This window comes from Candidatus Chlamydia corallus (genome assembly GCF_002817655.1).
Classification (GTDB): Bacteria; Chlamydiota; Chlamydiia; order Chlamydiales; family Chlamydiaceae; genus Chlamydia; species Chlamydia corallus.
Genome location: NZ_NWQK01000001.1, coordinates 48780 through 71188, shown reverse-complemented (window position 1 = coordinate 71188; position 22409 = coordinate 48780). Strand labels below are relative to the sequence as shown.

Below are 22409 nucleotides of genomic sequence, written 5' to 3'. Positions count from 1 at the left end.
CATTAGAATTGGGTATTATTCTATTCCCCTGTCTCAGAATCATCTGTTTGGCAATACTTTCATACGATCATTAAACAGAGTTTTCTCCTATAGGTTCTCAGAGGAAAGTTTATAGATTTTTTATTATTCCTATGTAATAAACAAAACCATTTTAAAAAGTATCTAGGGTGAATTGTATGGAAAAATTTTCCGATGCCGTTTCGGAAGCTTTGGAGAAGGCTTTTGAACTTGCTAAATCTTCAAAACATACCTATGTCACAGAAAATCATTTATTGCTTGCCCTACTAGAAAATACAGAATCTCTCTTTTATTTGGTTATTAAGGACATTCATGGAAATCCTAGTTTGCTCAATACGGCGGTTAAAGATACTTTATCTCGAGAGCCTACTGTAGTTGAAGGAGACATTGATCCTAAACCTGCTCCAGGTTTACAAACCCTTCTTAGGGATGCAAAACAGGAGGCAAAGGCATTAGGAGATGAATACCTTTCTGGAGATCATCTGTTGCTTGCTTTTTGGCTTTCAAATAAAGAGCCTTTTAATTCCTGGAAGCAAACAACAAAAGTCACTTTTAAAGATCTTAAAAATCTGATTACTAAAATACGAAGAGGAAATCGTATGGATTCACCAAGCGCTGAAAACAATTTTCAGGGTTTAGAAAAGTATTGTAAAAACCTAACAGCATTAGCCCGTCAAGGTAAACTTGATCCCGTTATTGGAAGAGATGAAGAAATTCGTAGGACAATCCAAGTACTTTCTCGTAGAACTAAAAATAACCCGATGCTTATTGGTGAGCCTGGTGTAGGAAAAACTGCTATAGCAGAAGGGTTAGCTCTTAGACTTGTTCAAGGGGATGTTCCTGAATCTCTCAAAGGCAAACAACTTTATGTCTTAGATATGGGAGCTTTGATTGCAGGAGCGAAGTATCGAGGCGAGTTTGAAGAAAGATTAAAAAGCGTTTTAAAAGATGTAGAATCTGGAGAGGGAGAGCACATTATCTTTATTGATGAGGTGCATACTCTTGTTGGGGCAGGAGCTACTGACGGAGCCATGGATGCTGCGAATCTTTTAAAGCCTGCACTAGCAAGAGGAACGCTACATTGCATTGGTGCAACCACTCTTAATGAGTATCAGAAGTATATTGAAAAAGATGCTGCTTTAGAACGGCGATTTCAGCCTATTTTTGTCACAGAACCTTCATTGGAGAATGCTGTCTTTATTCTTCGTGGGCTACGAGAAAAATATGAAATTTTCCATGGCGTAAGAATTACCGAGGGGGCTTTAAATGCAGCAGTCTTACTTTCCTATCGTTATATTCCAGATCGTTTTTTGCCAGACAAGGCTATTGATTTGATAGATGAAGCGGCAAGCTTAATTCGTATGCAAATTGGTAGCCTTCCTCTTCCTATTGATGAAAAGGAAAGAGAGCTTGCTGCTTTGATCGTCAAACAAGAGGCTATAAAATGCGAGAAGTCTCCTTCGTATCAAGAGGAGGCGGACGCCATTCAGAAGTCTATAGATGCTTTGAGAGAAGAATTAGCTTTTCTACGTCTGGGTTGGGATGAAGAAAAGAAGCTGATTTCAGGACTTAAGGAAAAAAAGAATTCTTTAGAAAGTATGAAATTTTCTGAAGAGGAAGCGGAACGTGTTGCAGACTATAATCGTGTAGCCGAGCTCAGGTATAGCTTAATTCCGCAACTTGAAGAAGAAATAAAACGCGATGAAGCCTCTTTAAATGAAAGAGATAACCGTCTTCTTGAAGAAGAAGTTGACGAGAGACTTATTGCTCAGGTTGTAGCTAATTGGACAGGGATTCCTGTGCAAAAAATGCTAGAAGGAGAAGCTGAGAAACTCTTAGTTCTTGAAGAATCCTTAGAGGAACGTGTGGTAGGTCAGCCTTTTGCAGTCTCTGCAGTTAGTGATTCTATTCGTGCTGCGCGTGTTGGTTTGAATGATCCTCAGCGACCGTTAGGGGTCTTTTTATTTTTAGGGCCAACAGGAGTAGGAAAAACCGAGCTTGCAAAAGCTCTTGCCGATCTTCTCTTCAATAAAGAGGAGGCTATGGTTCGCTTCGATATGTCAGAATACATGGAAAAGCATTCCATTTCTAAACTTATAGGATCTTCTCCAGGATACGTCGGCTACGAAGAAGGAGGGAGTCTTTCCGAGGCTCTTCGAAGGCGTCCTTATTCAGTAGTTCTCTTTGATGAGATAGAGAAGGCAGATAAGGAAGTCCTTAACATTCTCCTGCAAGTATTCGACGATGGTGTTCTTACGGATGGAAAAAAACGAAAGGTAAACTGTAAAAACGCTTTGTTTATCATGACATCAAATATAGGTTCTCCAGAACTTGCAGACTATTGTTCAGAAAAGGGAAATGAGATTACCAAGGAAGCTATCCTTTCTGTAGTATCTCCAGTCTTGAAAAGATACTTGAGTCCTGAATTTATGAACCGAATTGACGAGATTCTTCCTTTTGTTCCGTTAACAAAAGAAGATATTGTGAAAATAGTTGGCATTCAAATGCGAAGGATTGCACAGAGGTTAAAGCTACGTCGGATCAATTTGTCTTGGGATGATTCTGTAACATTATTTCTTAGTGAACAGGGTTATGACAGTGCTTTTGGAGCTCGCCCTTTAAAACGTTTGATCCAACAAAAGGTGGTTATCTTGCTTTCTAAAGCTTTACTTAAAGGAGATATTAAACCTGATACAGCGATTGAGCTCACCATGGCAAAAGATGTACTGGTATTTAAAAAAGCTGCTGCCGCTGCCTAAATCTAAAGCATTTTGTATTGATGCTAAATTTTAGATAATAGGAACAGGTGTTTATTAATAAGAAAATTTATAGGTTTTTTGTAGACTATAAGTGTTATTGGAAAGTTTTGTGATTCGTAGAAGCCACGAAAAAACCTAGAACTATAAAATGTGTATACGACTAGAATCAGGCAAGCTTTATTTAGCTATTGAGAAGGAAGAATAGTCAAAGAAACCCTAACAAAGTTAGCCCAGGAAGTAGTATGTTCAAGAACCTTATGGCAAGGTATATGTTTGCAGTCCTATTCTTGCTTCCTATGTTCTACTTGGATGGTGCGCATTTAAAAAAATCTTATGATAATAAGGCCCTGGCTATATCCAAAGATCTTAAGTTACAGGAAGAGTGTCAGAAGTTTTGGAATCTTGATCCGTATAAATTAGAAAGTCTTTGTGCTTACCAGGCGCTTTATCATGATGACTATAGCTCTCAGAGAATACGCCAGCTTTTCCCTCAAGTAAAAAAAAATGAAGTCCCTTTATTTGCAACAACGATTCTTGCTTTAGGGAAAACAGATCACAATTTTTCTAAAGAAGAAATCTTATTGATACAAAAGGTTTCTTGCCCAGGTCTCTCATTAGCTTCTTTCAGAGAGTCTATGGAAATAGACCCAGAAAAAGATCTGGCACGTGCTTTGGTATTGCTGGAATTCCCTGGAGATCTTGGAAAGAGTCGAGCCAATTACTATAGTAATTGTTTAGATATATTGGCGTTGCGTATTCATGCAGAACGCCAACGTTATTTAGATGCGTCTCCTTGTGTTCCTGGAACCCCGAAGTTTCATAAGGCAACTATAGAGGCTATCAATACGATTCTCTTTTATGAAGAAGCTGTTCGTTATCCCTCAAAGAAAGAAATGTTTTCTGATGAATTTTCTTTTCTTTCCTCTGTTACAGATAGGAAATTCGGCGTATGCCTAGGAGTTTCCTCACTCTATTTTTCTTTATCACAGCGCTTAGATTTACCCCTGGAAGTGGTAACACCTCCTGGGCATATCTACTTGCGCTATCGGGGTGGTGAAGTGAACATTGAGACTACAGCAGGAGGGCGCCATCTTTCTACAGAAAGTTACTGTGATTGCTTAGCTTTAGAAGATCTTCAAGTACGCACTCCTAAAGAAATGATAGGGCTTACTTTTATGAACCAGGGCTCTTTCGCTTTGCAGAAGAAAAAGTATAAGGAAGCTGAAGAAGCTTATAAGAAAGCGCAAGAATATTTGCAAGATGCAGAGCTTCAAGAGCTTTTGGGTTTTGTTCAAATCCTTGGAGGGAAGGAAAAAGAAGGGAGGTCTTTGATTAAAAACAGTCACCGTGCTACTCAAAAAGGATCAGTGGCTTATGATTACCTTAAAGGTAGAATAAACATGCCGACACTAGCTCTTTTATTTTGTTATCCAGGATCTAATTATGAAGAGGTAGCTTCTTATGGAGAAGAACTCAAAAAGGCTATGAAAAGCTCGATGGTATGTTGTGAAGGTCAACGGCGTCTTGCTTCAGTAGCACTTCATTTGGGAAAGATGGCTGAAGGGGTTTCTCTTTTAGAAGTATGTGCTGAGGATATTCCTGACGATTTTTCTCTTCATCTAAGGCTATGTAAAATCCTGTGCGATAGACACGACTATAGAAAGGCCTTGAAATACTTTTTAATTGCTGAAAGACTTATGGAGGATCAGGGATTTTTTGAAAAAGATAGTCGTTCGTTTGCCCTGTTTTATGAAGTAAAAAAAATTATGTCCATAGTAGCTCCTCAAAAAGCTAGTATTTTGCCTTCAATAAGGTCTAAAAAATGACTCTGTGTTTCTGTATTGCACTTATTTCTAAAGTTTTATATCATAATTCCTGTTGTGCGTGACGATATTTTTTATGTGTCACAATATGTTTTTAAGAGAGTAAAGCTCTTTTTTTTATCCCAACTTTAAGGATGTAGTAGCAGATTTAAACCAAAGTAATTATTGTTTCCGAAGCTTTTAGTGAACTAGAGCATTTCAGATGAATTCATATTTTTTTAATAGTAACTGGAAATTACTATGAGCTGTTCGCAAGTTGTTTCCTCAACAGTTCAAGGTCTGGGCTTTGGTGGCTTTTCTTCAAAAAATGTTACTCCTTTTAAGAAAAGTTGGTCTGATGTGCCGCGTATTGTTTGTTCTGTTCTGGTTTTACTTTTAGGGTTAGGGGCGCTTGTTTGTGGTATTGCAATTACTTGTTGGTGTGTCCCTGGAGTTATTTTAATAGGGGGAATTTGCGCTATAGTTTTAGGTATAGTCTCTTTAGTTTTAAGTGTGTTTTGGATTTTTAATTTATTTTCCAAATGTTGCAAACAAAGTGCAGTTTCACAGAGCGTGGATAATAAGAATCAAGAAGTATTAAGTTAAAAGCATTTAAAAATAATTAATAAAAAACAAAAAAGTAAGGGGGTCCAAAATGTTTGGTATTCAACCTGTAAAACAAATTTTATCAGAAGTAGGAAGTCTAAACTGCTCTAGAGAAGCTATTCCACCATTTGATACAAAAAATAAAACAAAGAGTATTGCTAGATGCATTTTAACAGGTATAATTGCTGTTCTAGCTATCGGCTTACTCGGACTAGGTCTTATAGTTCTTGTTGGTTGCTGTCCTTTAGGAATGGCTGCAGGTGCTTTAACAATGCTGATGGGCCTAGCGTTATTAGTATGGGCTATTATGATTACCTTAAGGCTGCTTAACATACCCAAGCCAAAATCTTTGGGAGAGGAAAAGGCAGTTGAAGATAAGACTAAAAGTAAAGATCTAGATATAGTTTCAGAAACAAGTGAAAGTTCAGAAACAAGTGAAAGTTCAGAAACAACTGGAAAAAAATAATAGCTCATTAGCTGCAGATTAGGATTTTCCTACTGTTGTTTTAAAAGAACCTCAAGAATAAAACGAGGTTCTTGTTTGTTTATTGCAATCTTCGTTTTTGCGATCTATAGTTAGCTTATACAAATATAAGACAAATAGTGGAGAGTTAGCTCTATGGAAAGCGAAAAAGATATAGGAGCTGAGTTTTTAGGTGACTATAGGATTCTTTATCGCAAGGGGCAGAGCCTATGGAGCGAAGATGTTTTAGCCGAACATCGATTTATAAAAAAACGTTACTTTATTCGACTTCTCCTTCCCGATCTAGGAAATTCTGAAACATTCATGAAAGCTTTTCATGACGTTGTTGTTAAACTAGCAAAATTGGACTATCCAGGCATTCTCACTATAGAAAATGTTTCCGAATCTGCAGGCAGATATTTCTTGGTGACGCAAGAACAGGACATGCCTGTCCTTTCGCTAACACAATATTTGAAAAGTATTTCCCGCAAACTTACAGAAATAGAAATTATAGATATTGTAAGTCAGCTTGCCGCTCTTTTAGACTATGCACATTCAGAAGGACTGGCTCAAGAAGAATGGAATCTTGATTCTATCTATATTCGTGTTTTGAACGGTGCTCCTAAAGTAGTTCTCCCTGATCTAGGGTTTGCTGGATTGCTAAAAGAACGTGTTTTAGAAGCGCTTTTTTCGGATGAAGGGGATCGAGAAGCTAGAATAAAGGAAAGGATATTAATTCAAGCCACAGAAGGAAAACGGGGGGGCGAAGATGCATATGCTTTTGGCGCTATAACTTATTACCTACTTTTTGGTTTTCTTCCTCAAGGCATCTTTCCTATGCCCTCAAAAGTTTTTCCTCAGCATATCTATGACTGGGATTTTTTAATTACCTCGTGTCTGAGTTATTTTATGGAGGAGAGGGCAAAAGAACTTTTGCCCTTAATAAGAAAAAAAACTTTAGGAGAAGAGCTGCAGAGTGTTGTTTCTAATTGTATAGATAGCTCTTTAAGGGAGGTCTCTGGTTTTTTGGAAGCTTCTCAGAATCTTCCAAAAGCTGTCCTCGAAATAGGAGAGGCGCAGGCAATTCATCAAAATGAGAAGTCTTCAGAACATTTAGAATTTGTTTTAGTCGAAGCATGTTCCATAGATAAAGCTATGGATACCGCGATAGAATCCGAAGGTAGTGCTGGAATAGAGGAAGAGGGCTATTCTCAAGCTCTACAGTCTTTATTAGTTCGAGAACCAGTGGTTAGTCGTTATGTAGAGGCAGAGAAAGAAGAACCCAAGCCACAGCCCCTACCTACAGAAATGGTTTTAATAGAGGGAGGAGAATTTTCTCGAGGGAGTGTAGAAGGCCAACGTGATGAGCTTCCTGTGCATAAAGTGATCTTAAATAGCTTTTTCTTAGATATTCATCCTGTGACGAATGAGCAATTTATTCGTTATTTAGAATGTTGTGGTAGTGAACAGGATAGGTACTATAACGAGTTAATTCGTTTGCGAGATTCTCGTATACAGCGTCGCTCTGGCAAGCTTGTTATAGAGCCAGGGTATGGTAAGCACCCTGTCGTCGGAGTCACTTGGTATGGAGCTTCGGGGTATGCAGAATGGATCGGGAAACGCTTGCCTACAGAAGCAGAGTGGGAAATTGCTGCATCTGGAGGTATGGCCGCGCTGCGTTATCCCTGTGGTGAGGAAATAGAGAAAAGTAGAGCAAATTTTTTTACTGCGGATACAACAACAGTCATGAGCTATCCGCCAAATCCTTATGGCTTATACGATATGGCGGGTAATGTGTATGAGTGGTGCCAAGATTGGTATGGGTATGATTTCTATGAAATTTCTGCTCAAGAACCAGAAAGTCCTCAGGGGCCTGCTCAGGGAGTTTATCGTGTACTACGAGGAGGATGTTGGAAAAGCTTAAAAGATGATCTTCGCTGTGCTCATCGTCATCGCAATAATCCTGGGGCAGTAAATAGTACATACGGTTTTAGATGTGCTAAGAATATCAATTAAGAGAGGTTCATGGAGGAAGAGAGTTCACAAGCACACTATCTAGCTTTATGTCATGAATTAGAAGAACATGACTATTCTTATTATGTGCTTCATTGCCCTAAAATCTCTGATTATGAATACGATATGAAAATGCGGCGGCTTCTTGAAATAGAGAAAAGTCATCCCGAATGGAAAGTATTGTGGTCTCCCTCAACGCGTCTTGGAGATCGTCCCTCTGGAAATTTTTCTTTAGTTTCCCATAAAGAACCGATGCTTTCGATAGCCAATAGCTATTCTCTAGAAGAACTGGCTGAATTTTTCTCTAGGATAGAAAGATCTCTAGGGATGAGTCCACGTTATACCATAGAACTTAAAATTGATGGGATTGCAGTAGCAATACGTTATGAAGATCGTGTGTTAGTTCAGGCCCTTAGCCGAGGAAATGGGAAAGAGGGCGAAGATATCACAGCAAATATTCGTACAATACGCTCCTTGCCTCTGAGACTTCCGAAAGATGCTCCAGAGTTTGTCGAACTACGGGGCGAAGTATTCTTTTCTTATTCTACGTTCCAAGCGATCAACGATAAGCAGCAACAGCTAAAAAAAGCTGTTTTTGCGAATCCAAGAAATGCTGCAGGAGGGACCTTAAAGTTGCTTTCTCCTCAAGAAGTGGCAAAACGTAAATTGGAAATTTCCATCTATAATCTCATTGCTGTAGGAAATAGTGATTCTCATTATCAAAATCTTCACCAATGCGTTCAATGGGGATTTCCTGTATTAGGTCAACCAAGATTATGTTCCAACCCAGATGAAGTGATCTCAGTTTTAAAGACTATAGAAACTGAAAGGGATTCACTACCTATGGAAATTGACGGTGTTGTCATAAAAGTAGATAGTTTGTCGAGCCAAAGATTTCTTGGAACAACAGGAAAGCACTATCGGTGGGCACTAGCTTATAAATATGCTCCTGAGGAAGCAGAGACTCTTGTTGAAGATATTTTAATTCAAGTAGGAAGAACGGGGGTTCTTACTCCTGTGGCTAAACTCACGCCCGTATTGTTATCAGGATCTTTAGTATCCAGAGCTTCTCTATACAACGAGGATGAGATTCATAGAAAAGACATCCGTATTGGTGATACTGTTTGTGTTGCTAAAGGTGGAGAGGTGATTCCAAAAGTAGTTAGGGTTTGCAAGGAAAAGCGCCTTGAGAATTCTGAAGTTTGGAATATGCCGCAGTTCTGTCCTGTTTGTCATAGTCAGGTGGTGCGAGAAGAGGATAAAGTGTCTGTGCGTTGTGTAAATCCTCACTGTGTTGCAGGAGCGATTGAGAAAATCCGTTTTTTTGTTAGCCGGGGGGCTCTAAATATAGATCATTTAGGGGGCAAGGTAATCACGAAGCTTTTTGAATTAGGGTTAATTCAAACGTTTGCAGACCTTTTTCAGCTTACTACCGAAGATTTAATGCAAATTCCAGGGATTCGAGAACGTTCCGCAAGAAATATTCTAAAGAGTATAGAGCAGGCTAGAAATGTGGATCTTGATCGTTTTCTTGTTGCTCTGGGGATTCCTTACACTGGAATCGGTGTTGCTACTGTACTTGCACAGCACTTCAAGACTTTAGATCAGGTGATTTCGGCAACTTTTGAAGAGCTTCTTTCCCTTGAGGGTATTGGAGAGAAGGTTGCTCGCTCTGTTATTGATTATTTTTCAGACTCAAATCATCTTAAGGAAATTAAGCGCATGCAGGATTTGGGGGTTTGCGTGGCTCCTTATTGTAAGTCAGGATCTACTTGTTTTGGCAAGGCTTTTGTAATCACGGGGACATTATCAGGAATCTCTCGATTGGAAGCAGAAACTGCTATACGGAATCGTGGGGGTAAAGTAGGTGCCTCTGTTTCGAAACAGACTGACTATTTAGTTGTGGGTGCGAATCCTGGATCTAAATTAGAAAAAGCTAGGGAATTGGGAGTCTCTATTTTAGATCAAGAGGCCTTTACAAATTTAATGCAGTCAAAATAATTTATTTTTACAAATTCTTTATTTAAAATTTTTCATATTGTAATTAGTTCTTTTTTGTAAAATTTCAGTTAAAATCATTTATTATAAACTCTTTTTTGATTATAATTACTCTGGGATTTTATAAATTCTTTTGTTCTTTTAGGAGTAAACGTGGCCTCTTCTTCAAATAATTCAGCTCAGCAGAATCTTGTTCCATCCTGGGTGGATCAAAAGGTCCCCTGGAATCGAGCATCAAATTTGAATGTTAAAGGAGACTCTTTAACTCTAGAAGCTCAAACCTCACGTGGCTGGCTCGCAGAGCGCAGGCATTTTCTTGAAGTCTTAGACGCTAACATAGAGCACATGGAGCGCAACGACCTCAAGAAATACTCAAGGTATAAAATTATTATCATTATCACCACATTGATAACTCTTGCGATAGCCTGTATTGTTCCTCTGTCTATGGTGTTTGGGCTACCGATGTGGGTGCCCTGTCTTATTTTATTTGGGGCTGGTCTTGCTTCTACTATCCTTGCTCAGCGTCTTCGATCCAAGTGTAAGGAGATCCAGTTAAGATACCGAGCGTACCAGCTTTCTCGCCAGCAGTTGTTCAATCAGTACCCCGACTTAAGAAAGTCTACTCTCTATAAGTATAATATTACCCATGCCAAACCTAAAAAGGGATTTATGGGTAGACTCCTAGATAATCTACGGCCTGATTTACATAAAAGTAAGGACGATGGAGGTGCTTCTGCAGACTCCAAATTAGATTTTGCTGGATTCGGAGCGAAACATTATCAGGTAGATGCCCTAATTGGACCTTCTGGTGTAAATAGTGCAGAATGGCGACAAATTGCTACCCAGATTTTGAATATTAAGAACGACATCTTAAATGATAAAGGAGAAGCAGAGCCAATTGATAAAGTCCAGAAATCTGCTTTAGAAGTTGGTGGTGAAGGTATTGGAAAGAGGATCCATAACGGAAGTATTTTGGACATTGCTAGAGATCTTCTAACGATTTGTGGTTATGGTATGAATGTCGGCGTTGAAGCGAGAAAATCTATCGACCAGTATAGGAAGTGGTTTTTCAATAGCCAGACATTTATGAGTTGGAACCAGCCGCTATCTTCCGTTGCACAGGGCTATTTAACAAGTCAAGAACGAAATTTAGATTATGCTTCTAAGATTTTCCAGGATCTTGTGGCGTTGACAGCAGCTTACGGTACAGCACAGGCTCTCGAAGATTTAGATAGTTTAATTCGTTGTTATGGTCAGTTGGTTGAAGCTCAGGATGCTAGTAAAAATACAATAGCATTGATTCATGAGAAGCATCTCAAACTGGCAATGCAAGATTCCTGTGATCAAAGCTATTTAGAGAAGTGGTCTAATGTATACAAGGTGTTTTCAACTTCTCTGAGAGAGAAGGAAGAGGGCAAGCTATCAGAAGAGGAATTTTTATTAAGAGTAGGAGCTCTTAGAAAGGAGCTGCAAAAAAGTAAACAGAACATCCTTGGAAACCATAAAACCATCCCAGAGCATTCGAAAAAGGCCGAGAAAAGACTAGCAAGTTATTTATTGCAGATTGGGAATAAAGGACCGTTCCTGACTAGGATGCATAAAGCAATCTCTGCAGGAAAGTCTATTCAAAAGAATGTGGAAGGAATCATTGCGCAACACCCTGAAAAGCGAATCCTATCGCTTCGGTGTGGCATAGAGAAACTCCAAGGAATGTTGAATCGTGATGATTGGGGAGCAGTCTCACAAAAATCAGAATGTGAAACTCTTGTCTTTGAGTTAAAAAATAAGATGCAAATCCAGCTGCAAGGATTTAGGGAACTGCTAAATAGCTGGGAAGGGAAATATCACGAGTTTAAGAAAAATAAGCTTGCTAAAGTCTTATTTTGCGATTTCACAAGTTCTTATCCTAAGCTTCTAAATTCTTTAAGCGAACTACATGCAGAGAATTCGGCAGAGAGCTTCGTACGACATGTTGATAGAATATCAACAGAACTAAAAGCAGTAATCACTGAAATTAATGGTAATTTGCCTCCGACCAATCCCGAAGAGATCTCTCTGTTGGCTAGGGAATACCAAGATCTAATGAATGAACTTCCTCTCATAGTTCAAGAATATGAGAGAATGCAAAAAGAAATCTCTAGTGAAGGCGTCTCTTCAGGAAGCATGTTGCTTAATTCTTTATTGAATAAAGATGACAAGATAGACAAAAAAATAGAAAGCAGTAAGCAGAAATTAGTAGCTAAAGCGAAACAAGCACGTATGGATGCTAGGAGTTTACAGAACGTGGGACTCCTTCCTTTGATCGAAAGGAATACAACGTGCCTTTTAGATATCCTGGATAATATGCGTCTCTTTGACAACAGTATGAGCGATATTCATGCTCTAGATACTGAAACGTTAATAGCAGCTTCCTCTAAGATGTTTGCTTCTATGCAGAATTTTGATTACAATACCTATACGAATTTGCTAGATGTGCTAGAAATACAAAATACGAGTCGTTCTCCTATTGAGAGTCCCGAACCTCTTGGAAATATTCCCGAAGAGGTACATAACGGGGTTGTGGACCATGTTGTGGACCATATTTCTGCAACTCAAAGGCAACACCAAGACATTTTAAAGAGACGCTGTGCTGATTTAGAAAATACGGTTAACCAATTACAGAAGTCTGTAAATAAATGGGGTTTGGCTAAGGGTATTATTACAGGAATCATAGCAGTGATCCTTTGTGTTCTTAGCGCTATCTTTATTGGACACAACATTGTGTCTTTATTAGTGATCTCCTGTGTAGGTTTACTTTGTACCCAGGTATGTCCTTTGTTCTTTGATCATATGTCCAAGAACAAAGAGTTCGAAAAGCGGGTGATTGAGACAGCACAGTCCCTGGTTCCTGCCACTAAAATTCTTCCCTCAGAATTCAACAATAAGGATCTCAATCGTTTAGCTAAGCTCCAAGATAATTTAGATCTTGAAGGTTTTGGTCCAGCATGGGCCCGCAGTATTGTGCACGATCTAGAGGGGGTCAAAACTAAAGAAAAGAGCTTAAAGGATATTACTAAGGAATTCCTTAAGGATGCTAAAAACTTAGACAAGCGTATAAAAAGGCGTTTTAAAGGGCAATTAAGAGGAGAGGAACCTGTTGGTGGTCCTACTGTCCCTCATAAACGTCCTGCAGCAGAGGCTTTTCTAGAGTTAAATCGGGAATTAGAGCGCTTTCAAAAGAGAAAAGAAGAGATTAATATACAGCAAGATGCATTGGTTCAAGAGTGCATGGACCTTTGCTTAGAAAAATCTAAGTATAATAATGAAAAAGCTCATGCCGCTACTTTGACTGAAAAAGTTGGAAAATTAAAAACCTTAGAGGAGCTTGAAAAGGAGAACGCACATTATGTATTGATCCAAAACTACCTTAGAAGTGTGATTGAGGAAAAACTATTGCACGAAAAAGTTCAAGAGATAGACATAGTCAAAGAGGCTGAGGAATTACATAAGCTGGTAGGAGTAATTTACAGCAATAACAGTGCAAAACTTGATAAACAAGACGCAAAGAAACGGTTTAAAGAGAAGATTTTATCCATAGCAGGCATCGGTCAGTTAGAACTTTTAGAGAGCTATTTGCATATCTCTGCCTCTCAGGGATTGTGTCGCACGCAAATGCAGGCTTCATTTAGGGAAAGAATTTTGCTAAACCCAAAAGCTGCAAAAGAGGGAGAAAAAGAGAGGATAAATGCTTCTAGGGAAGAGGTATTGAAGACTCTAGGACTTTCCCATCTGGTTCCTTTTGTAAGGTTTGCGTCTCCTAACAGTGCTCAGTCTGGGTATAGCCAAATTTTAAAAGCTTATGAGTTGCTCTCCTCTATTTCGGGAAGCTTGCAGAATCAAGAGACTGTTAACCCTGAGGATTATTCTGCTGCGCGAGCTGCCTTGTCATCATATGTGCGCAAACACGAATCGCTAATTGTCTCTACGTATGGATTGAGTTCTCAAGAAGGAGAAATTAGCTCTAAAGTAACCAATATGATGCGAGATTTGTATTCTCTAGAAGAACTTATTGCGATGGGGTTAGAATCTTCCCGTCTTAATCGAAGTGATCAGATCCTTCATCGCATGGGTTCTGTATTGCAAAGCGAGCTTTTAGATAACAATGTTATTGAACTACTAGAGAAGCTTAATGAGCAAAATCCTAATGATCCAGAATGCCAACAGTATATAAGGCAACTTCTTGAATTCCCTGTCAGTATATTGTATGGTGCATTTAAGAATGCCCAAAATCACTATTTACTTAATTTCGCAGAATTAAACACTATCAGGGCGACAAGGACATCTCAGGAAGAAGCTTTAAGATATGTTGAGGAGAAAGGTAAGGTTTTCGAGCCATATTGGGAGGAATCCAAGAAACGATTGGAAGAAATTGCTGTCCAATTAAATGGCTTCAAGAATCAAGAAATGATGCTAGAACGGGAAATTCAGTTGGTGAATTTAAAAATAAGTATCTTTAATCAGATAAGTTTACAAGCCGAGGTTTCAGCAGAAAAAGAAGCTTTAGCAATTGCAATCCAAAAACTACAAGAACTCATTCCATTAATGGAAACTAGACTTGATCCTCAAGATAATGAAAGTCAACAGCAAATAGAAGAAGCGAAACAACAGCTAGAAGACTCAAAACAGGAACTTGAAATGCTCGAAGAAAGGTTGTTACAAATTAATGAAGAAACAGAATTGTATATAAACCAACAGGAACAATTGATGCGTCTCTTAAACGGAGAAGTATAATCTTAGGAAAGATCAAAGATCATTGAGTTTAGAGATCCGCTTTATTACAACAAGTGCTTCTTCTTATTAAAGGCAAAGAGATTTTGAATAGAAAACAAGGCTCTCTGTTGTCTTCCTAAAATCTAAATTAAAGGGAGGCGGGTGCCTGAACAGAATATAGTCCTAAAAAGAAGCTAGTTCGTCTTCTCACTCGCAAAAATTCTAAGTAGATAAGAGATCAACTCATGTAGTTTGAAAGTATGTGTTCTATACCCAATGTAACGATCGGGGCGGATAATAAATAATGAATTTGGATTAGCATGATAGAGTGTGAGGATTCGAGATTCCTTAACAATGCTAACCTCTATCCATTCGCCATATTCTTCTTGGAGAGCTTCTTTCAGATCGGGAATATCTTTGAAAAAAATCAGAAGATGCTTACTACTTTTTAAAGGATCTAGGAGAAAAGAACCGTTTTCTAGGCAAGCGTCTATAGCTCTCATTCCTGGACCAGGACCGTTAATTTCCTTGTCCAGGGGAGACATTTTAATAATATCGCTAGAACGGTATCGTAACGCTTGATGAGGTGGATAGTAGTACTCTTCTCCTGTAGTATTGAACTTGCGGCATCCCTTTAAAAAGTAATACATTAAAGCAGGTGTATAAAGGCGAGAAAACGGTAGTTTCTTCGCACGCTTTTCTGTAGTGGAACTAATGTAGGGCAGGATATTGCCGTCTTCGTGTTCCTTCGTAATAACCAAATGTTTTAAAGCAGCCTTTTTTAATACAGGAAGTAGCTTCCAGGCGAGGTTAAAGGCTGCATGAATATTAGTATTAATACCGTTAAGATAAGAAAGAAGTAGAGTATTCGAAAGGCTGCCTAGAAATAATAAATTTCCGTATTCAAGTGGGAACGTTAGATGACTGGTTTTTATATGGAATTTTTCATCAGAAATGACCAGATTATAGGTATACAATAGCTTTTGCTTAAGCTTCGGGGATATAAAATGAGTTCCTTGGGGCAAACAGAGTTGCTTAGTTCTTTCTTGGGGATTATAGAAAACAAAGTTTAAAAAGTTTTTGGTGATAGGAAGGAGATGGATGTGATCCTCTTCAAAGGGCTCGCCTTCATCGCAATTGATAAAAACAACCTCTCGATTTATTTTACGTGCTCTCAAATGGCTTTTAACAAGATCCTTGATGTCTAGGTTGTTATCCGCCTCACAAGCTATAATCCACTTTGGATTATAGATTTCACGATTTTCAAAACTTTGCGATACTTTGGTACTTTCGATAAAGATACTATTATCAACTAGAGTCACTGGGCGTGTCGACCAATCGATGACTCCTCCTCGTTTTAGAAATTCATTAATAAGATGTTTTTCTAAATTTTGGTATGTTGTTGATAGAGAGAAAGGAACTGGAGAATCTGTAGCCTGACTGAACTTAAATAATAAGGTTCTCTTTTTCCAGTGGTAACGCGCACCAAAGATCTTGTGATGGGCTTGAACAAAATCACCCAGCATTTCACTATTGTGAAGAAGCTCCAAGGAAGAACAGGACAAGATTATAGGAAGCTTACGACAATCCAAGAAACTGGGATCTTCGGGAGAAGCTCTATTATCGATAACTTTTACAGAGATCCCATGTTGTATTAGCATGTTTGCTAAAATAAGACCTGTAGGATTAGCACCTATGACTAAAATGCCTACCATAATTGCCCTCGGATAGCGGAAAAGGTTTTCATAAGATTATAAGACAAAAGATTAGAAGGAATCAAGGAACGAATTCTAAGAGCTAGTACTAGGTCTTTCATTCAAAACTCGTGTTTAAAACTGTCTTATTCTAGAAGAGCATAATAACTCAGAGTATTTGTTGAAAGTGATTCACAATTTCGTCCAGGATAATATCTAAATTAGGAGAGGTTGCTAGGTTGTGCCCTGTATTAGGATAAATGGTAAAAGTCATTCTTCCAGGAGCCGTATTTTTAAATAGCATCTGATGAGTAAAAGAAACAAGGCCATCATTAGCGCCCTGCTGATGAAGAATATACAGTTTTGTTGGTAGAGAATTTGCTGTAACATGATCCTGGATGCGTATGAAGAGTTCGGCATCTCCAGGGCAAAGAATTAAAGGAGGAGGACCAAAACCAAAGTCCTTTCCGATGGAGACAATATCTCCTTGACCATGTTTACAGAAGCTCTCATAAAGCTCTTTTAATAAGATACCGCCATCCGCAACCGGAGCCCATAAACTTAGGGCTTTAATATTTGAAGTGCTCGGGGTATAGATTTTAGCCAGTTCAAAAGCTGTATGACACCCTAAAGAAAAACCCGCAACTCCTAGCCGATATTCATTGAGATCGGGGTGTTGCTTGACAGTTTCAAGTATTGTTTGTGCATCGCGTAAATAGGTGGCTACAGAAACTTCGTCAGCAAATCCTTCACTATCTCCGCACCCAGCCATGTCAACACGTAAAGTCGCAATACCAGCAGCAGCTAACTTTCGCCCTAGTTTTCGATAGGCCCCAGCTAAACCTCCGAATTTTGTTCCTCGGAAACCGTGAAACAACATAACTGTAGGGAAGCCTCCTTCTGGGACCAACGTATTGGGAAGGTGTAGAACACCGATAAGATTGCAATTGCGGGTTGGTATATTAACTGCCAAGCACACTTCCTGTTTCGGACGCACTTCTGTGTTAATTTGAGCAAGCTCTTCTGGAATTTGAGGGAATCCTGGAATCTGTATCGGAGCTGCCGAAACTCCTGCTGTAGCTATTGAAAGTAGGCAAGAAACTAAAAAAGTAACTTTACGCATCTTATTAATTAATTAAAAAACAACACATCTAGACTAGAGTAGAGGGGAGCTTGTGTTTTTGTCAATGTCGTGGAGGATCTAATCGAAGATCTAATGGAAAAATAGACAAGACTCTTGTTTTTTCCTTTAAGGAAACGTACACTAAACCTTTTTAATTTATATGTATATATAAGATTTTTGAGCCTCTTATGCGATATGACCCCTGCTTAATAGAAAAAAAATGGCAAAAATTTTGGAAAGAGCACCAGAGCTTTCAAGCAAACGAATGCAAAGATAAGATAAAATATTATGTTTTAGATATGTTCCCATATCCTTCAGGAGCAGGTTTGCATGTAGGCCATCTTATTGGTTATACGGCTACAGATATTGTGGCGAGATATAAAAGAGCTCGGGGATTTGCAGTTCTTCATCCTATGGGCTGGGATAGCTTTGGTTTGCCAGCAGAACAATATGCGATTCGGACAGGGACGCACCCTAAAGTGACGACCCAGAAGAATATCGCTAATTTTAAAAAACAGCTTTCTGCTATGGGATTTTCCTATGATGAAGAACGAGAATTTGCTACTAGTGATCCTGACTACTATCGTTGGACCCAGAAACTTTTTCTTTTTCTTTATGATCAAGGACTAGCTTATATGGCAGACATGGCAGTAAACTACTGCCCAGAACTTGGTACCGTTTTATCCAATGAAGAAGTTGAAAATGAATTTTCTATAGAAGGAGGATATCCTGTAGAACGGAGAATGCTTCGTCAGTGGATCCTTAAGATCACAGCATACGCTGACAAGTTATTAGAAGGGCTTGATGAGCTTGATTGGCCTGAAAATATTAAGCAGTTACAGAAAAATTGGATAGGCAAATCAGAAGGTGCTCTCGTAACATTTAATTTAACGAAAGAAGGAAGTTTAGAAGCTTTTACTACCCATTTAGACACTTTATTAGGCGTGAGCTTCCTAGTCATTGCTCCAGAGCATCCAGATCTAGATTTTATAGTAAGCGAAGAACAAAGAGAGGAAGTCGCAACTTATGTCCAAGAGAGCCTCAGGAAAAGTGAACGAGATCGTATTAGCTCTGTTAAGGTAAAAACAGGGGTCTTTACAGGAAACTATGTGCAGCATCCTATTACAGGAAAACTTTTACCTGTTTGGATTTCAGATTATGTTGTCTTAGGATATGGAACAGGAATTGTGATGGGAGTTCCAGCTCATGACGAGAGAGATCGAGCATTTGCAGAAGAGTTTTCTCTTCCCATTCATCAGGTTATTGATGTTAACGGTATTTGTATTAATAGTAATCATAACGAATTTTGTCTAAATGGTTTGTCTGGTAAGGAAGCTAAAGATTACGCACTAGAATACCTAAAGAAATGTTCTCTCGTAAGAGCTAAAACTATGTACAAGCTGCGAGATTGGCTCTTTTCTAGACAGAGATACTGGGGAGAGCCTATCCCTATCATTCATTTTCAGGATGGTACCCACCGTCCTTTAGAAGATGATGAGTTGCCTCTCCTCCCTCCCGATATTGATGACTATCGTCCTGAAGGATTCGGTCAGGGTCCCTTAGCAAAAGCTCGAGATTGGGTGGATGTCCAGGATAAGAAGACAGGCAGACCAGGCTATAGAGAGACCTATACTATGCCACAATGGGCAGGATCTTGCTGGTATTATCTCCGTTTTTGTGATGCGCATAATTCTCAGGTTCCCTGGAGTAAGGAAAAGGAAAAATATTGGATGCCAGTAGATCTTTACATTGGAGGTGCAGAACACGCGGTTCTCCATCTCCTTTACTCTAGATTTTGGCATCGCGTCTTTTATGATGCCGGTCTTGTCTCAACACCAGAGCCTTTTAAGAAACTTATTAACCAAGGACTCGTGCTTGCGTCCTCATATCGAATTCCTGGTAAAGGATACCTAAGTTTAGAAGAGGTAAGGGAAGAAAATGGACAGTGGGTCTCAACTTCTGGAGAGATTGTCGAAGTGCGGCAAGAGAAAATGTCTAAATCCAAACTCAATGGTGTTGACCCTCAGGTTTTGATTGAAGAGTATGGTGCAGATGCCTTACGTATGTATGCAATGTTTTCAGGACCTTTGGGTAAAAATAAAATCTGGTCCAATGAAGGTGTTGGGGGATGTCGTCGTTTCCTAAATCGTTTTTATGATTTGGTTACTTCGTCGGATGTTCAAGATATAGAAGACCGTGAGGGGCTAGTTCTTGCTCATAAATTAGTGTTTCAGATTACAGAACATATTGAAAAAATGTCTTTAAATACTATACCGTCTTCATTTATGGAATTTCTAAACGACTTTTCAAAGCTTTCGGTCTATTCTAAAGGTGCTTTGTCGATGGCTGTTCGTGTGTTGGAGCCGATAGCTCCACATATCAGCGAGGAGTTGTGGGTGTTCTTAGGGAATCCTCCTGGGATTAATCAAGCAGAATGGCCTCAAATAGACGAAAATTACTTAGTTGCTGAAACAGTGGTTTTTATTGTTCAGGTTAATGGGAAGTTGCGAGGACGTCTCGAGATTGCAAAAGAAGCTCCTAAAGAGAAGATTTTAGCCCTGTCTAGAGACTTAGTTGCAAAGTATCTAAAGAATAGTCAAATACGAAAAGAAATTTATGTTCCTAATAAACTAGTGAATTTTGTCTTATGATGCTACAAAGTAATCGTATTTTTAAGTGCTTCTATAATATTGCTTTAGTTTGCGCATTTGTAGTTGCCCTGCCTAAAATTCTTTATAAGATGTTAGTTTATGGCAAATATAAGAAGTTTTTGGCGATTCGTTTCGGTATAAAAAAGCCGCATGTTCCTGGAGAAGGTCCTTTGGTATGGTTTCATGGAGCATCCGTTGGTGAAGTTCGTTTGCTCTTACCTGTAATTAAAAAGTTTTTTGAAGAATTTCCTGGTTGGCGTTGTTTAGTGACGTCATGTACAGAACTTGGAGAGCAAGTTGCAAGACAAGTATTTACTCCTATGGGAGTCACCGTTTCGATACTGCCTCTCGATTTTAGCATAATTATCAAGTCTGTTGTCCGTAAACTGCGCCCTTCTCTTGTCGTCTTTTCTGAAGGGGACTGCTGGTTAAATTTTATTGAGGAAGCAAAGCGTATAGGAGCGACTGCTGTAGTCATCAACGGTAAAATTTCTATTGATTCTTCCAAGCGTTTTAAATTTTTAAAGCGTCTAGGTAGAAACTACTTTTCTCCAGTAGATGGATTTTTATTGCAGGACGAAGTCCAAAAACAACGTTTTCTTTCTTTAGGGATACCTGAAAGTAAGTTGCAGGTTACGGGAAATATCAAGACCTATTTAAAAGCACAGACTGGGCTTGATGTAGAAAGAGAAACTTGGAGAGATCGCTTGGGCTTGCTCCGAGACTCAAGATTGGTAGTCTTAGGCTCTATGCATACAAGTGATGCAGAAAAATGGCTTCCTGCGGTGCAGAAATTGATAAAAGAGGGGGTCTTTGTTTTATGGGTGCCTAGACATGTTGAAAAGATCAAGGATGTTGAAGAATCTTTAAATCGGTTTCGTATTCCTTATGGATTATGGAGCCGTGGTGCCAATTTTTCTTCTGTTCCCGTTGTTGTTGTTGATAAGATTGGCTTATTGAAACAACTTTATCTTGCTGGTGATTTAGCTTTTGTTGGAGGCACATTCGATCCTAAAATCGGAGGACATAATTTATTGGAACCTCTCCAAAGTGAAGTCCCTTTAATCTTTGGTCCGTATATTACATCGCAATCAGAACTTGCGCAACGTCTACTTCTTTCTGGTGCAGGACTTTGTTTAGACGGAACTGAGCCTCTAATTGATACTGTTTCTTTCTTAATAAATAATTCAGAAGTTCGCGAGGCCTATGTACAGAAAGGAAAAGCTTTTATAGAAGCAGAAGGAGCAGCCTTTGATTGCACATGGAGAGCATTAAAACATTATATTCCCTTGTACAAAAATAGTTAAGTTTGATAAATTTATTGGCATATCGCGGGATAGAGTAGAGGTCATCTCGTTGGGCTCATAACCCAAAGGTCGGAGGTTCGAATCCTTCTCCCGCTAATTACCATTTTTGCATGGCGGTATAGCTCAGGTGGTTAGAGCAGCAGAATCATAATCTGCGTGTCGTTGGTTCAAATCCGACTACCGCTATCTTTGCTATAAGATTATTAGGTTACTATTTTTCTAAGCAGATACTTCTAAAAATGTTTTCTTAGCTAATCCATTCCACAAATTCTATTTTTCTTCTTTTTTGTAGGAGCAACGAGGAAAAAAGCCAAGCGTTTCTAGACTTCTTTTCCTTAATGGATCCCATTGAAGGGAGAAGGAGCTTGGACCAACACCTGATGACAACGTCAGTCTTCCAAGGGAAAATCCCAACTTTTTTAAAAGCCCATTACAGTAGAGAGCGTCTCCAGGTTCTTCGAAGGAGGAGGACTGAATTATACAACAACTCTTTATACAGAAGTAGATTTGATACCACATCGTTTGATTTTTTCCATATGTACTTTCATCATATGTAAAGTCCAGGGTTATATTGTTTGACTCAGGATTTTCAAAGAGACATTTCAGGAAATGAAGTGTTAGGAGTTTCTTGCTTTTAGAACAGAAAAACTCAGTGGTATTATTTTTTTCAATATCGCGAATTTGCTCAATTAGAGCTTTCTCTTCTGGATGACCCGTGAAGTCTAGGTCTTTATGTAAATGTAGTTTAGGCCAATTAATCGATTCGATATCTAGGTCTTGTAAGAGTAGTTGCATATTTGCAGAGATAGTAATTTTAGGAGACACCCCTTCGAGAGTTTCAACTTTTATACTATAATATTTTTTAGGAAGACCGAGAACTGGAAAAGCAGCTTCGGCGGCGGCTTGAACTAATTTGGGGTTGGCAGCAAGGATAAGCTCTTCTTCTCTGGTCATATCTGTTGGTAGATAGACGTAGTTTTTCTTGGTTTCTTGATAAAATTTTTGATTTAAGAAGTACCTTAATGTTAAAGCGATTAAAAAATAGGGAACAGGAGGATAAAGGAGAGGATCTTTAAAATCTTTACTGCTGTAGTAAGTATTCCATGTTCTTCCTTAGCTAGATTAAGTCCATAGGGTGACGTGGAAATAATTCGGGCATCAAGAAGAAAATAAGAGTCTAAACTCTTCATGAGAAACTTGCCAGTTAGGACAAACTTGGGAAGAGA

The 22409-nt window shown here is 38.9% G+C and carries 13 protein-coding genes and 2 tRNA genes; 11 read left to right on the top strand and 4 right to left on the bottom strand.

Going from position 1 to position 22409, the window contains the following annotated elements:
- Positions 1-176: 176 nt before the first annotated feature.
- The 7 genes from CMV32_RS00335 (at position 177) to CMV32_RS00305 (ending at position 14429) form a co-directional block, all read left to right on the top strand.
- Positions 177-2777 carry an ATP-dependent Clp protease ATP-binding subunit gene (locus tag CMV32_RS00335; RefSeq protein ID WP_100933969.1) on the top strand — a complete coding sequence of 867 codons (2601 nt, stop codon included), beginning with the start codon at positions 177-179 and terminating at the stop codon, positions 2775-2777.
- Positions 2778-3019: 242 nt separating this feature from the next.
- Positions 3020-4603, top strand: coding sequence for a transglutaminase family protein (locus CMV32_RS00330; RefSeq protein ID WP_100933968.1), 1584 nt, complete (start codon positions 3020-3022; stop codon positions 4601-4603).
- Between the two features lie 237 nt (positions 4604-4840).
- The gene (locus tag CMV32_RS00325) at positions 4841-5185 is read left to right on the top strand and encodes a hypothetical protein (RefSeq protein ID WP_239923119.1); all 345 of its coding nucleotides are present in this window, start codon (positions 4841-4843) and stop codon (positions 5183-5185) included.
- Between the two features lie 49 nt (positions 5186-5234).
- On the top strand, positions 5235-5651 hold the full coding sequence (locus CMV32_RS00320; protein WP_100933967.1) for a hypothetical protein: 417 nt from the start codon (positions 5235-5237) through the stop codon (positions 5649-5651).
- A gap of 153 nt (positions 5652-5804) precedes the next feature.
- Positions 5805-7664: an SUMF1/EgtB/PvdO family nonheme iron enzyme gene (locus CMV32_RS00315; protein WP_100933966.1), complete on the top strand. Its 1860-nt coding sequence runs from the start codon at positions 5805-5807 to the stop codon at positions 7662-7664.
- 9 nt (positions 7665-7673) lie between these two features.
- Positions 7674-9662 carry an NAD-dependent DNA ligase LigA gene (ligA, locus tag CMV32_RS00310; protein WP_100933965.1) on the top strand — a complete coding sequence of 663 codons (1989 nt, stop codon included), beginning with the start codon at positions 7674-7676 and terminating at the stop codon, positions 9660-9662.
- 150 nt (positions 9663-9812) lie between these two features.
- Positions 9813-14429: a hypothetical protein gene (locus CMV32_RS00305; RefSeq protein WP_100933964.1), complete on the top strand. Its 4617-nt coding sequence runs from the start codon at positions 9813-9815 to the stop codon at positions 14427-14429.
- A gap of 173 nt (positions 14430-14602) precedes the next feature.
- Here the strand turns inward: CMV32_RS00305 and CMV32_RS00300 are convergent, their stop codons facing one another.
- Together CMV32_RS00300 and CMV32_RS00295 are read right to left on the bottom strand one after the other, a co-directional pair.
- The gene (locus CMV32_RS00300; RefSeq protein ID WP_100933963.1) at positions 14603-16123 is read right to left on the bottom strand and encodes an FAD-dependent monooxygenase; all 1521 of its coding nucleotides are present in this window, start codon (positions 16121-16123) and stop codon (positions 14603-14605) included.
- Between the two features lie 148 nt (positions 16124-16271).
- Complete coding sequence (locus tag CMV32_RS00295; protein WP_100933962.1) at positions 16272-17225, bottom strand: alpha/beta hydrolase; 954 nt, start codon at positions 17223-17225, stop codon at positions 16272-16274.
- 188 nt (positions 17226-17413) lie between these two features.
- On the opposite strand from CMV32_RS00295, the gene leuS reads away from it, so the two are divergent.
- The 4 genes from leuS to CMV32_RS00275 all read left to right on the top strand — a co-directional run bounded on the left by leuS (position 17414) and on the right by CMV32_RS00275 (position 21369).
- Positions 17414-19876, top strand: coding sequence for a leucine--tRNA ligase (gene leuS, locus CMV32_RS00290; RefSeq protein ID WP_100933961.1), 2463 nt, complete (start codon positions 17414-17416; stop codon positions 19874-19876).
- Positions 19873-21183 carry a lipid IV(A) 3-deoxy-D-manno-octulosonic acid transferase gene (gene waaA, locus CMV32_RS00285; protein ID WP_100933960.1) on the top strand — a complete coding sequence of 437 codons (1311 nt, stop codon included), beginning with the start codon at positions 19873-19875 and terminating at the stop codon, positions 21181-21183. The genes leuS and waaA overlap by 4 nt, the downstream gene beginning before the upstream one ends.
- A 23-nt stretch (positions 21184-21206) precedes the next feature.
- Positions 21207-21279: transfer RNA gene (locus tag CMV32_RS00280), tRNA-Met, on the top strand.
- Positions 21280-21295: 16 nt separating this feature from the next.
- Positions 21296-21369, top strand: a tRNA-Met gene (locus CMV32_RS00275).
- A gap of 84 nt (positions 21370-21453) precedes the next feature.
- On the opposite strand, the gene CMV32_RS00270 is transcribed toward CMV32_RS00275, so the two are convergent.
- Positions 21454-22137 carry a hypothetical protein gene (locus CMV32_RS00270; protein ID WP_100933959.1) on the bottom strand — a complete coding sequence of 228 codons (684 nt, stop codon included), beginning with the start codon at positions 22135-22137 and terminating at the stop codon, positions 21454-21456.
- A gap of 80 nt (positions 22138-22217) precedes the next feature.
- Positions 22218-22373, bottom strand: a complete 156-nt coding sequence (locus tag CMV32_RS05530) for a DUF648 domain-containing protein (RefSeq protein ID WP_239923118.1) — start codon at positions 22371-22373, stop codon at positions 22218-22220.
- Positions 22374-22409 lie beyond the last annotated feature (36 nt).